Source organism: Bacillus sp. TL12, from assembly GCF_022625245.1.
Taxonomy (GTDB): domain Bacteria; phylum Bacillota; class Bacilli; order Bacillales; family Bacillaceae_G; genus Bacillus_A.
Map to the genome: position 1 here is coordinate 164,548 of NZ_JAJJBY010000007.1, position 13,415 is coordinate 177,962.

At 32.9% G+C, this 13,415-nt stretch carries 14 protein-coding genes and 2 pseudogenes; 5 read left to right on the plus strand and 11 right to left on the minus strand.

Annotated features, from left to right (window positions below; translation table 11 throughout):
• Positions 1–123 precede the first annotated feature (123 nt).
• From LOK41_RS09460 to LOK41_RS09485, 6 genes and pseudogenes are all read right to left on the minus strand, one after another.
• Positions 124–639, minus strand: a complete 516-nt coding sequence (locus tag LOK41_RS09460) for a DinB family protein (RefSeq protein ID WP_241816237.1) — start codon at positions 637–639, stop codon at positions 124–126.
• Positions 636–836 (minus strand): hypothetical protein, encoded by a 201-nt coding sequence (locus tag LOK41_RS09465; protein ID WP_241816238.1) that lies wholly within the window; start codon positions 834–836, stop codon positions 636–638. The genes LOK41_RS09460 and LOK41_RS09465 overlap by 4 nt, the downstream gene beginning before the upstream one ends.
• Positions 837–859: 23 nt before the next feature.
• Positions 860–1,360, minus strand: coding sequence for a GNAT family N-acetyltransferase (locus LOK41_RS09470; RefSeq protein WP_241816239.1), 501 nt, complete (start codon positions 1,358–1,360; stop codon positions 860–862).
• A 62-nt stretch (positions 1,361–1,422) separates the two neighbouring features.
• Positions 1,423–1,976: pseudogene (locus LOK41_RS09475) on the minus strand (GNAT family N-acetyltransferase).
• 15 nt (positions 1,977–1,991) lie between these two features.
• Positions 1,992–2,693: a nucleotidyltransferase domain-containing protein gene (locus tag LOK41_RS09480; RefSeq protein ID WP_241816240.1), complete on the minus strand. Its 702-nt coding sequence runs from the start codon at positions 2,691–2,693 to the stop codon at positions 1,992–1,994.
• Between the two features lie 15 nt (positions 2,694–2,708).
• Positions 2,709–3,392: a DNA alkylation repair protein gene (locus LOK41_RS09485; RefSeq protein ID WP_241816241.1), complete on the minus strand. Its 684-nt coding sequence runs from the start codon at positions 3,390–3,392 to the stop codon at positions 2,709–2,711.
• Positions 3,393–3,667: 275 nt separating this feature from the next.
• Here LOK41_RS09485 and LOK41_RS09490 point away from each other — a divergent pair, with 275 nt between their 5' ends.
• Positions 3,668–4,345 (plus strand): GNAT family N-acetyltransferase, encoded by a 678-nt coding sequence (locus LOK41_RS09490; RefSeq protein WP_241816242.1) that lies wholly within the window; start codon positions 3,668–3,670, stop codon positions 4,343–4,345.
• Between the two features lie 186 nt (positions 4,346–4,531).
• Positions 4,532–5,359 (plus strand): peptidoglycan-N-acetylglucosamine deacetylase, encoded by an 828-nt coding sequence (locus LOK41_RS09495; RefSeq protein WP_174100576.1) that lies wholly within the window; start codon positions 4,532–4,534, stop codon positions 5,357–5,359.
• A 380-nt stretch (positions 5,360–5,739) separates the two neighbouring features.
• On the opposite strand, the gene LOK41_RS09500 is transcribed toward LOK41_RS09495, so the two are convergent.
• A complete protein-coding gene (locus LOK41_RS09500; protein WP_241816243.1) occupies positions 5,740–7,419 on the minus strand; it encodes a DUF6044 family protein in 1,680 nt (559 codons plus the stop codon).
• Here LOK41_RS09500 and LOK41_RS09505 point away from each other — a divergent pair.
• Together LOK41_RS09505 and LOK41_RS29270 are read left to right on the plus strand one after the other, a co-directional pair.
• Entirely contained in the window at positions 7,410–7,718 is a 309-nt protein-coding gene (locus LOK41_RS09505) for a hypothetical protein (protein ID WP_241816244.1), read from the plus strand. The genes LOK41_RS09500 and LOK41_RS09505 overlap by 10 nt on opposite strands.
• Entirely contained in the window at positions 7,694–7,843 is a 150-nt protein-coding gene (locus tag LOK41_RS29270) for a hypothetical protein (RefSeq protein WP_481748800.1), read from the plus strand. Before LOK41_RS09505 ends, LOK41_RS29270 begins: the two co-directional genes overlap by 25 nt.
• 95 nt (positions 7,844–7,938) lie before the next feature.
• Here LOK41_RS29270 and LOK41_RS09510 read toward each other — a convergent pair whose 3' ends face one another.
• Both LOK41_RS09510 and LOK41_RS09515 read right to left on the minus strand, forming a co-directional pair.
• On the minus strand, positions 7,939–8,916 hold the full coding sequence (locus LOK41_RS09510; protein ID WP_241816245.1) for a glycosyltransferase family 2 protein: 978 nt from the start codon (positions 8,914–8,916) through the stop codon (positions 7,939–7,941).
• 36 nt (positions 8,917–8,952) lie between these two features.
• A complete protein-coding gene (locus LOK41_RS09515; RefSeq protein WP_241816246.1) occupies positions 8,953–9,333 on the minus strand; it encodes a GtrA family protein in 381 nt (126 codons plus the stop codon).
• 180 nt (positions 9,334–9,513) lie between these two features.
• On the opposite strand from LOK41_RS09515, the gene LOK41_RS09520 reads away from it, so the two are divergent.
• On the plus strand, positions 9,514–10,956 hold the full coding sequence (locus LOK41_RS09520) for a hypothetical protein (protein WP_241816272.1): 1,443 nt from the start codon (positions 9,514–9,516) through the stop codon (positions 10,954–10,956).
• Between the two features lie 68 nt (positions 10,957–11,024).
• Here LOK41_RS09520 and LOK41_RS09525 read toward each other — a convergent pair.
• Both LOK41_RS09525 and ltaS read right to left on the minus strand, forming a co-directional pair.
• Positions 11,025–11,204 (minus strand): annotated as a pseudogene (locus LOK41_RS09525) (transposase domain-containing protein); the annotation flags it as partial.
• A 203-nt stretch (positions 11,205–11,407) separates the two neighbouring features.
• Positions 11,408–13,375: a lipoteichoic acid synthase gene (gene ltaS, locus LOK41_RS09530; RefSeq protein ID WP_241816248.1), complete on the minus strand. Its 1,968-nt coding sequence runs from the start codon at positions 13,373–13,375 to the stop codon at positions 11,408–11,410.
• Positions 13,376–13,415 lie beyond the last annotated feature (40 nt).

The window sequence follows — 13,415 nt, forward strand, 5'->3', positions numbered from 1 at the left end:
AAGACTCCCACCTCAAAATTTGGCAAAAGCAAAGAAGTTAGGTGGGAAATCGACTGTCCGTAAAAACCCGATTAGTGAGGGCTGATAATCAGCGGAGGATGAAGCTCTCGACTGATTAAAGTCTCACTTTATTTCTTGTCGATACGATTTTCGCAATCGGCTTATGTGAGCTTGATGATAGCGGTTATGATCAGCTATATGCCAAATCCCCCACCTAATCGTAGCCGTTTGACCATTTTCATAATAGACTTCGCGGGTTAAATCTGCTTCTGTTAGTTTCATACATTCATCATAAAACATATTTTGAACATTTTGATAATCTTGCATGAGTTCTTGTAAAGAACCTTTTTTGATATTAGGTAATTCTCCTTTGTCATCAAGCATAGGACCATATTTCCTTTGCAAGAAAGCGGGAATTTGTTCACCTTTCAAACGATACACCCAATGTAAATCTACGACTGCTAAATGCTGAAGAAGCTGTCCGATGCTATTTTCATCATTAAAAGGGCCTTTGTAATGCAATTCGTCTTTTCCTACCCCTTCAACTAGATTTCTTAATCTTTTGAATGTATCACTTACAGTAGCATATAATACTGCAACGTTAGGATTCATGTCTCTTTCTAAAGGTAAATCTTTCACTGCAATTCTCCCATCCAACTCTTTATCTTTTCATTGATCTCATTTGCCTGTTCATGATGAATATAATGATTGTTAACTTCAATTATCTTACCAGGTACTTTCATATCATTATTTACACAAACAGCTTGATACAGTGTGCTAGTAATAAAAACAATTAACGCGATAATCAATACTATACGCTTCTTGCTTTTAAACATCAGCTACTCCTTTTTTGTAACTTTTAGATAAATAAAGCCATTAATTCGTCATCACGATATATACTATTCATTTTTAACGCCTTGCTTTCTATCCCATACGTTGTAAAACCCATTGATTGATACAGTTTTTTTGCTACTTCATTATGTGAAACAACCCCTAAATTAATTTTCTCTATTTCTAGTTCTCTTGCTTTTTCAATTAACGCTCGAATTAAATCTTTTGCTAAACCTTTCCCTCTACTTTGATGATCTACATACATCGCAACAAGATGTCCTTTATGTTTATAAGCTGCTTTTTGCTCCGTAAGCAACGTGACTACACCTAGCAGTTGATTCTCTTCATTAAAAGCACCGAATGTGTAACTCGTTTTTGAACTTAAATTTTGAGTAACTTCCTCCACGGGATTTTCTTTTTGCATCGCTTCCTCATAAGTTTTTACAAATGCGTCTGGATTTATTTGCAATGCTTGTAAACGTAAATCCCAATATTGTACTGCATCTAAGTCTGATAAAACTCGAATCATTTGTATACATCCTCTCATCATTAAGTTTCTAAATTCAATCCACTTTTGTTTACATAATAATATTATACATTATAATCCTTCTTGTTAATCATTTCATATTCTTCTTTCAACATACTAAAGCGATAACGATTAATAATTACACCTTCTCGCAATCTATCATTTCTCATGATTCCTTCACAAACAAATCCAGCTTTTCATAGCTTTTAATTGCTTTTATGTTATCGGCATCAACGCGTAGCCACACTTTCTCTAAATCAAACTCATAAAATCCGATTTGTAACATGCTGTATAGCGCCGCAATACCATATCCGTGTCCCCAATATTTTTTATTCCCAATCGCAATTCCTAATTCAGCATTTTTATTCGTTTTATCAAAATTTTTCAGATCAACCCAGCCGATATGCACACCATCTTCAGAAACGATGGCCCTTTGTTCATACCCATTTTCACGATTCATACACATCTCAATCCATCTTCTTGTCTCATCACGTGTAAAAGGTGGATATTGATCGGGCACAACTAAATGTTTTGTTACTTCTGTATCTAATGACCATTGATATCGATCTTCTACATCATCTAATGAAAGTTCTCTTAGTCGAATAACTGGTACATTCATCTGTCCATCTCCTTTTTATTTCCCTACAGAAAACCCTTCAAATAACCTGCCACCATATGTTTCTAGTGTTCTTTCTATAAATCCGATCAGTTTCACCTTTTCACCAGTTCTATAAAAATGATCAAAAGCTTCAACAAACTCTTCCGCAAATGATTCATCATATTTTCTTAACACTCGAATAAACCATTTAGAATTTCCAACCCATTGTCCGTTTACTCTAAGAACATATTCATGAACTAAATCAGCCAAAAGATTAGCAATAAACAATTCTTCTTCCCTCTTTGTCGCACCAATAAAATCCTCTAGCGCATCTGTAATAAAGTAACGCTTCTGTCTGATAAGCTCTTCTGTCCACTTTTCAGGACCTTCATTTAATAATTGCTGTGCTTCCTGTTTTAAACTCGTTACAACTGCTTCCTTCCCTTTTAAAATAATCCCTTCCGAAACCATTTGCGGTAAACAAGGTCTACCCCTTTCACAATCACTTTTAAAATATTTTTTATACGTTTCAAAATTATGTACAAACACTTCAACTGGCCAACCGTTACTAACAAAAGATTCGCGATAACAATTTGGTAGCTTACTATCAATGATGACAATATCAAGATCAGATGTTTTTGTTGCTTCCCCCCTTGCAACGCTTCCTCCTAATAAAGCAACATCACAATTTGGAAATTGAGATTCAATAATTTTTTGTGCGGCATCAATTGCTTTCATGCTGTTTTCCTTCTTTCATTTTCTTTCTTTGTTTCTTTCTCTCTCTCGTGCTTTTTTAATATATGGCTCTGCTTCAGGCGTCTTACATGACGTTTTACCATGATCAACGTCTACCTTTCCAATTTCACGTGCAATTGCGATTGCTTTTTGCTCAAGTTCCTCATTTCGAATTCCAATCGCAATCAGTGCACTATTCATTGCTTCCTTTTTTCGATTTTTTTCTATATGTATATGAGTTTTAATTTCATTTAAAAATGGTAGAAAAAATTCATCTTCTAAATCTTTATCTTTTATCGCAATATTGGCTAGCAAAGACCAGCCTGCTCTACCAATCCATTCATCTTGAGATGCTGTCCATTCCTTCATTTTATCTATTGCAATTGGAGATGAACTGACAGCTGACATAAGCACATCCATTAAACCATAATAATCAACCTCCTGTACCCACTCATCCAACTGCTCTGATGTGAACTTTTTTGGCTCAGCAATCATTGTAGCTAATGTCATTGCGTCCATATTTTTTGTTTTCCATAATAACATTGCTAACTCATGGTCCTTTTTGATGTTCTTCTTTAATTGTTTTAAGTTTGCAAAACTAACACCAAATAGCGGCTCTGTTGCTCCGTGATTCATATATATTTTACGATTTTGTTCTGTTCCACACTCCCCAAGCTGATGCATGACTTCTTCTAAATTCATGTTGTCACCTCTTTTTCATATTTCACTTTACTTTATACATGTATTTACGATATATTCGACACTATTTCTTATTTTCCTAGTTTTTTCTTTTAATACGGTATGTGAAATTTAAAATACTTAAAAACAGAATTACGTTATAAAGTGACTCCTCCATCTTTTACTGAAATTCTTTTATAAAAAGATGTACATAAATACCTCCCCTAACTAAAGAAGGGATTTTGATTTTTATGTTATAAACTATTATACATATACAATACGTGAGGACTGGTGATAAAATGCTTTCACATTTGGAATTAATGTCTATTCAGACTGAAGTTTTGTTCTCTCATAATCAATCTAGAAAAATAACAAGTATTAACGAGCCTGACAGCACAATTGCACCTCGTTTTTTCCTTGGTCATACAAAAGATGGCACGATTAGACGATACCGCTTTGACCTACCCAGCGTTCTAATACATGAGATTGACGAATTATTCACCAATCATCCTAATCACATAGATTTAGCAAAAATTATGAGTATGTTAAGTAAAGAACAATCGATACATAAAATCTGGATAGGTCCTGCTTTTGCATTTCTAAATGACCTCGATGATCCTATTAATGTAATACAGGTTACAGAGGAAAATAAAGAACTTCTCCAACAAAACTATCCAAATTTATTACATCAGTTAAAATGGCGACAACCTTGTTTTGCGATTCTTGAAAACGAAAGAATTGTTTCTGTGTGCTGTAGTGCAAGAAGTACATCTCTAGCCACTGAAGCAAGTGTAGAAACATTAGTGACTTTCCAGGGAAAAGGATATGGCTATCATGTTGTAACAGCGTGGGCGAAAGCGGTACAAGAGGAAAATCGTATCCCTCTTTATAGCACTTCTTGGGACAATTTCGCTTCGCAAGCAGTAGCAAAAAAATTAAAACTGATTCAATATGGAACTGACATTCATTTTTCGTAAAATTGCATAATGAACAAACTCCTTTTTATCATTATTTCTTATTGGTTACATTTCCATCAAAAGCCTTCATTATAAAAACTACTAAACAACAAAATCTTGCACACCTTTTTTGCAATTTGTTTTGCATTTACCTCCCTAAAATTGCTAATATAATAGAGTAGAACTATTATAGAGAGAAGGAAAATTATGCACAATAGAATTCGAATGACAACTTTAGTAAAGAGGGCATTGTTGATTTGCGTCGGAGTATTATTTTTATATGAAGCGGTTTATGGATCAACTCATATTGCTTTAGCAAGTACGGAAGATGAAACGAAATCCGTTCAACTTGTAAGTGAAATTCAAACGGCTCTAACTCCAAAAGAAGCACCAAAGCAATATAACGGGCAAGTTAGAAAGGTTGCTTACTTAACATTTGATGATGGTCCTGGAAAATATACTGCTGAACTGTTAGACATGTTGAAAAAAGAAGATGCGAAAGCTACATTTTTCCTAATTGGAGCAAATGTTAAAGCATTCCCTGATCTTGTAAAGCGTGAAGACGCTGAAGGGCATTATGTTGGTATGCATAGTATGACACATAACTACAAAAAGCTTTATACAGAAGGTCTTTATGCAGATGAAATGAAAGAGGACCAAGGATTAATCGCTGGAGTTATCGGAAAATCACCAGTATTAACTCGTCCATGTTACGGATCCATGCCAGGATTAAATGAAGCACTTCGCAATAAAGTTGTTGAAAATGGTTTGAAAGTTTGGGACTGGACAATCGATTCATTAGACTGGAAATATAATAAAATGCCAGTAGATGCTGCTGCTGCACAAATTGCACAAAATGTTCTTGCTGGTGCAACAAATCCAACAGAGGTCATTTTAATGCACGATATTCATCCACAATCTGTGAAAGCTGTACCTGCTATTATTAAAGGTCTAAAAGAAAAAGGTTATGAACTGGAAAGTTATCAAGAAGATGAACATTTCCCATTAAACTTTTGGCACGATAATCGTATGTAATAGAAAAGACTTGATTTCTTTTATTGGAAAATCAAGTCTTTTTTCTTTTTATTTATTTAGAATATAGAAGTTATTATTTTTGCAATTTCACTTATTAAAATACCAACTACTGCGAAATCAGAATCACCAAATGTTGTATTTTCAAAGTAAACGTCAAGTATCATAATGGCACATAATACAGACTACAAATTCTATATTAAATTGAATCAAAAAGATTAGAGTTTTATGAAATTTCTTTCGTTACTTTCTGAATGAAAGGCTTATATAGAAATTCATCATTTATTTTAATACGAAATAGTAAAAACCAAACTAGTATTGCATCTAAATATTAGTTTGGTTTTTATAAATTCACATCGAGAGAGGCAATCTATTTCACTCATCTATATCGCTTTATACAAATAAATTTTCCAAGCGGATGTCTTTGATGTAAACACTTTCTCAAGGAATAAATTGTTTTCTACTGCATTTTCAATAGGGACAGCAGAAAACATGTATCGACCACCCATTTTCTTAAAATGCTCTATATTTAATTGTAAATTTTCCAAGCGTTTTTTCGAGTTTTTCTTAAACATATAGTGTTTTCCAAGTTCATCGGTGAAAATATAACAGCGGCCACCCCACTCGTCAAAATACGTACGAATCGTTTTATTTTTCGCTAGCTCCTTCTCGATTATTTTTCGAAATTCATATTTATATGATAGTGGATAAAAATTGTTATATGTATCAAGTGTATAGAATCCGTTGTACTGAGCGATAGCAGGATGTAAACCAAGACTAGCGACACGGTACTGCTCCAAAGGTAAACCGATATACTCTTTTATCTCCTGAAATTGTTTTTCTGCAAAAAATTCCTTTACTGAAGGTTTACTTTGAAAAATAATTTCCTCATTAAAAAAGCTTAACAAAATAATTTGAGCTATTACAAAACCTGTCACAGCGTGTCTCCATATTTTCCCTTGTAACCATAAAACTTTTAATCCAAGAGCAAATAAAACATAAATAACTAACGGGCGCAAAAAATGATAACGTGCAAAATTAAACGTATCCAAAATGTGAAAACGTTTTGTTAATGGAAGCCAACCTTTATAAAACCAAAAAGCATACCAAATTGACAATCCTATGTTAAACCAGAACAAAAAAACAAAGACTTTTTCTTGCTTCCATTGCCTCTTGGAAATGATAAAGTACAACGCAATAAGTATGACAGGTAAAATAACAAATGTATGGACTGTCATGACATGGTTATGTCCTAAAAGAAAATTTTTCACTGTAAGACGGAGAGACCGCCATAACGATAATCTTGCATGAAAATATTCATCTCTGCTGTTAGGTGCAGTGGATAAAAAGAAGGAAGATACTAAGCGATATTCTACAATCATGTAAATGAGCGTCATATAAACAATTGAAAAAAGAAAACGAAAGTTCCATTCTTTCTTTATTACTACGTCCACTAACCAAAGAATTCCCATCCCGCTTAAAAAGAAGAAAAAACCTAAAACAATACTCGAATATAGGGGAATAAGAGTGAGTACGAAATAGTTCTTCCACGATCTTTCCCCTTTTCGAATATTTAAAACTGCCCAAAGTGCAAGAGGCATTCCGAGAGTACTAAGCATTCCTGACGGCCAAAAAGGAGTAAGAGCAAAAGCCAATGAAACTCCAACCGAAATGACCATCCATTCCTCTCTAGGTAAAAAATGATGTTTTAAAAGAAGATACATCCCTATAAAAGCAACCACTCTTGTAATCGTCTGACTTAATGCATACGCAACCATATTTGGAAAAAAAGCATACAACCAAACAATACCACTAAATTCCGTGCTAAATGCATTTCTTGATAATTGATTGTTTATCACCTGTGGAATTGTAGCATCAATCGGACCTATTATCTCCCCGCTCCTTGCCAAAACCTTATACCAGGATAAATTGGAATCAAGATTATCATGAACGCGAATATGCGCATTTTCTCCAAGAATAAATAAAGGAGACAAATATAGAATGAGTATAATTGCTGCAAAAACAAGGAACTTTTTTTCTTGGTTGTTCTGGATTGAAAACATTCACTACACCTCAAGAAATTCTTAAAAAGTTTACTTATAAAATTTCCAAAACGAAAGAAATTATCCCCTCGGTAATCAAGTTGTTATCAATTTTTTATAAACAAGAAAAATCTATTCTTATTGTTAACGTAAGGAATGATATATTTCGGAGAGGAATTTTATCGTATAAAAAAAGAATACTATCAATTTGCGTAGCTGCTAGTTTATTAGTGCCAGCTTCTTTTTATGGGGAAAGAAATGTACAAGCTGAGAATAGCAATACTGTACAACAGCTATACAAAGTAAAAATGGCTGGTTAAAAGAAGGAAGTTCATGGTACTACTTAAATCCTCATTGTTATTACATGTATACAGGTTGGGATATAATTGATGGGAAATTCCATTATTTTGCTCAAAATGAGGCTTGGCAGTACTCTGAATCGTAAGTGGCTCAAATGCTAGATAGAATTCTTCATTTAATCTAAATGATAAAAAGGCTTGTGGCAGTGAGATACACATGCTACAAGCCTTTTTATTATATTTAAGATATATTTGTTTTTTCCTTATTGTATAAAGTTACATCATCTTCTTCTATATTCACAGTCTCTTTTACAACATAAATTGGTCGGTTCTTACTTTCGTCATAAATACGAGCGATATATTGACCAACAATACCAAGACCGAGCAGTTGCATACCGCTGAAGAATGTAATGGCAACCATAAGAGAAGCCCATCCAGTTTGGATGTCTTGTCCAATAATTTTAACGATAACTGAGTATATTAAAACTGCAATAGAAATTAATACAGAGATTAAACCTAAAGTCATAACCATTCTTAATGGCTTTGTAGAAAATGCGATAACACCGTCTGAAGCAAATTTAATCATTTTCTTTAATGGATACTTCGTTTCACCCGCAAAACGTTCATCTCTTTCGTATTCAATATATGTTTGGCGGAATCCAATCCAAGACATCATTCCACGTACGAAACGATTTCGTTCTGTCATTTGTTTGAATACATCTGCTACTTTACGATCGATAAGGCGGAAGTCACCTGTGTCTTTAGGAATATCGATATCAGACATGCAATTTAAGAAGCGGTAGAAATATTTAGCTGTAACAAGTTTAAACCAAGTTTCACCGTTACGCTGTTTTCTTTTCGCACAAACAACCTCATAACCTTCTTCCCATTTTGCAATAAGTTCTGGGATAACTTCAGGTGGATCCTGTAAATCAGCATCAATGATTATGATAGCATCACCTTTGGCAACATCAATTCCTGCTGTTACAGCTATTTGATGTCCAAAATTACGAGCAAAGTTTACGATTTTAGCACGAGGATCTTCGGCTGAAATACCTTTTAAAATTTCCATTGTCCGATCGGTACTACCATCATTTACAAAGACAAATTCATAATTAATATTATTTTGTAGCGTAACAGACTTTAAGCAATTATAACACTCTTGTGCTACTTCTTCTTCAAAATACATAGGAACGATGATTGAGATAAGTTTCTCCAAGTTTTTACCCTCCTTGTAGCAGCATTATATATTAATTTATTGGAAATGGTTTTGTTTGTTGAATGTCCAAAGTTTATTAAGGAAAAAGTTTATAATCATACCAACACCGATAGAAAAAATTTGTGAGATAAACTTATTTATGAAAAGTTTATCAACTAATATGAACAGGCTAATTGTATTAACAGTTAATACAATTAAATTTACAGTTAGGAATTTAAAAAATAATGATACATCTTTATTTTTCGATTCAAAAACCCAATTTTTGTTCCAATAATAGCTGTTAGCAACACCAATTAAATAAGCGAAGCAGTTAGCAATAAGGTAATTCATACCAATTTTAATGAGAAATATGTAGCTAATAATTGTGATAAGCGTATTTAATACTCCTATTAAGCTAAACTTTAAAAATTTCTTCATAATGTAGTATCCTCATTTTTATAAAAAATAAAAAAAATATAGTAAATATATGTATAATAACCATCTTAAGTTTTTTGTATAAATCGATGATTACTTTAACGATTTTATTAGTTAAGCCAAGTATATGCAGTGGCTAATTGTATGACATTGGAACTGAAGACAAATAAAGGAGTGGCAAGGTTGTTTACACTTTTAAAAGGATTTTCTAATTTTTCAACACGTTTTATATATGCTCTCTATGGGATTTTTGCTGCAGTATTAATATTTACTTATTTTACAGATATAAAAAAAGATAATTATATGATTTTATTATTGGCTTTTCTAATTTTAAGTACGTTAGGAATCTTTATGTTAAGAAAAGGTTCTTTATATATTGAAAAGTTAAATGAAAAGAAATGTTTCATTATATTACTACTTACTTGTTTTGTAGTGAAAGTAACATGGATTTGTTTGTACAAAATTGAACCACTTGTCGATTATGCAACTTTCTATAATACAGCGGAAGCTTTAAGTGCAAATTTCCAAATTGAGAGTCGGTATGTAGCATTATTTCCACATATTTTCGGATACTCATTATTTTTAAGTGTTTTCTTCAAAATATTTGGAACAAGTTATATGATTCCACCTATTGTGAATGTTATTCTAACTACGATATCAATGACATTAATATATTTCATAGGTAGAAAAATTGATGGAGTAAGAACGGCAACCATAGCGAGTATATTTTGGATTCTGTTACCTTCACAAACAATTTATAATATGTTTGCAATGTCGGAACCCCTTTATTGTACTGAGCTATTGTTAATTTGGGTTATTATGATTATTATTGATGAAAAGTTATCTAAAATAGGTATGATAAAGCTCATTTTTTACTCTCTTTTATTGTCCCTATTGCTTGCATTAATGAATATGGTACGCCCAATTGCAGCGGTACCTATTATTGCATTAATTGTTTGGGTATTTGTTATTGATATAAAACATCTTGGTCATAAAAATATCCTTTTTAAAAAAATTGTATATATAACAACGGTGTTAGCTGGCTATTTTGTGTTTTCTGCAGTTGTACACAACTATACAACTGCACGATTAGGCGAAGAAATAGCAAAAGCACCTGGGTATAACATGTATGTAGGGTTTAACAAAGAAAGCTTAGGAACGTGGAATGAAGAAGACTCAAAGTTACTTATGTATTATAGTGAGAAAGAAGGCTGGACTGCTAACGATACTCAAGTACAGATGTTAGAGGATACAAAGGATAGATTGAAAAATGATAATATTGATTTTGCTAAATTGTTTTTTGATAAATTTATTATTTTCTTAGGCCATGATAGGGCAGCAGTTTTATACGCGAGCCCGGTATTAGACCATCAGCTCCGATATATGATTATATGTGATATTTTTTATTGTTTCTTAATTGTTATTTCGCTGTTAGGTGTATTTATTGCATTTAAAGATAAGAATAAATCAGCAGCGCTCTTTATTTGTCTTTATGCTATTGGTTTAACAATGGCGCAAATGCTGGTAGAAGTTGCAGGAAGATATCATTATTCTGTTACTATATCTATGGTTATTTTAGCTGCTTTGGGTATGAATCGTCTATACAAACATAGTAATGCCCGTTAGTATGACAGAATTAAATATATGTAAACGTCAAGTAACTCCAAAATATACAATAAAAGTTGTTTTTGGAGTTATTTTTTGTTTACTTCACTTTTTTTCGGCACTCTGCATCTAGTTGGAAAATCTGTTGACCAGGGCAAGACTTTATCAATTTCTTCTTTATAGTTTAAATTGATATTGAGGAGTGTTTCAAACAAATAAAGAAGATAATGATAGGGACTTATATTGTTCTCTTTTGCGGTTTCAATCACTTTCTACTAATATAGTATCCCGTATCTCCTATAAAATTAAGTCCAAATTTTTGTTTCTACATTGTGCAATAATTGTACTCTTTTCATATAGTTATTATACTCTACCCATACGGTATGTGAAATTACATCGCGCTCCAAAATAAAAAAGCCCCCTCACAAGGATATTTATCCTTATAAAGGAGACTACCGTTACTTTATTACGTTTAACCTTCTTGCTGCATAGTTTCTACTTTCTTATTATTTTTATCACGATGATTATAGTTATACTTCGAACGATCTACTGGCGTAAATCCTTCTGGTGTATAGAACCTTAATAAGTCTCCGTTTACTACTTGATCAGAAAATTTAAGTGTTTGTTGAACCATTTGTTCATTTTGTTTAATCTCATCCGTTACCTCTACTGAGTTCCCGGTATTTGTATCATAGTATTTTCCGTTCAGTGCAGTAACAGACGGACTTACATAGTTGCCATTACGGAATGCCACAACTTGCTTATGCTCTGGTGATAATAAATCGGTACCGAATTGGATATAATTCTTTGTATCCGTACCTAGTAAATGTAATAGCGTTGGAAGCACATCAATTTCTCCGCCATATTGATGTTGAACTCCCCCTTTCATACCTGGTACACGGATAATTAATGGTACACGTTGCAACTGTGCATTTTCAAATGAATTCATTTCTTTACCCATTATTTGCGACATTGCTGCATTATGGTTATCTGAAATACCATAATGATCTCCATACATTACAATAATGGAATTATCATATAAACCAGATTGCTTCAAATAATCCATAAAGCTTTTTACAGCTTCATCTAAATAACGTGCTGTTTGGAAATACGTATCTACAGATGAATCACCTGTTTGGGCTGGTTTAATTGTCGCCTCTTCCTTATTTATTGGATAAGGAAAATGATTTGATAGTGTAATAAATTTCGTATAGAACGGTTGTTTTAACGTTTGTAACAACGGAATAGATTCATTAAAGAATGGCTTATCTTTCAAACCATAGTTTACAACATTTTTCTCATTCATATCGTAATAGGTTGCGTCAAAGAATTTATTGAAACCAAATGATTTGTAAATATCATCACGGTTCCAGAATGTTTTATAGTTACCATGGAACACTGCAGATGTGTACCCTTGTTGCCCTAAAATAGCGGGTGCGGATTGATACGTATTATTAGATTTTGTTGTAAATACAGACCCTTGTGGCAATCCAAACATTGAATTCTCTAACATGAACTCCGCATCAGATGTTTTACCTTGTCCTGTTTGATGGAAGAAATTATCAAAATACAAGGTGTTCGCATCTTTCGTAAATGAATTTAAAAATGGTGTTACCTCTTGACCGTTCAATTTGTAATCAATTAAGAAATTTTGGAACGATTCTAAATGAATATAGATAACGTTCATACCTTTTCCCTTACCAAAATAATCTGGATTTGGGCTTGCATAGTTAGATGCGATGAAGTTACGCACACCTGTCATACTATCTCCATCAGCTAATGCTCGTTCCGTTGATGCTTTCATACTTTGAATCCCATCATAAATCGTATAGTTGTATGCCCCTAAATATTTTACAATATAGTTTCTGTCAAATGTTCTTGTTAATAATTCAGGGCGATCCTTTTCTGCTAATCCTAAATTAACACTAAAAATTAAAATTGCTGAGATAAATACAAGCGAAAGTTTATGCTTTGCAACACGAATAGGTTTTGGATTTGCAACTTTCGTTACTACTAACACAAGTAAAATAATTGTATCTAAGAAATACAATGGATCATACGGTTGTAATAATGCAAGAATACTTCCGCCTAATTCTCCGAAGTTATTTGTTTGTGTTAACGTTGGGAACGTAATAAAATCGCTGAAAAAGCGATAATATACAACGTTCGCATATAAAAGACTTGTCATGAGTAAGTTAATGATAATTAACCATACATATGATTTTCTTCCTTTTGCAAATAATGACAATCCTAGAAATAGTACAGCTGAACTTAACGGGTTGAAAAATAGTAAAAACTTTTGGATTGTATTTGATATTCCTAAGTTAAATTCTGTCACATATGCTGCATATGTTTTCAACCAAAACAACACAACTGCAAATACGAAAAAACCGAAGTGATTACTTAAAACACGTCTGCTCTTTAACAATAATTGTTTCATCTCTCCACCTCTTTACTCATCCAAGGCTTATTTTTTATAA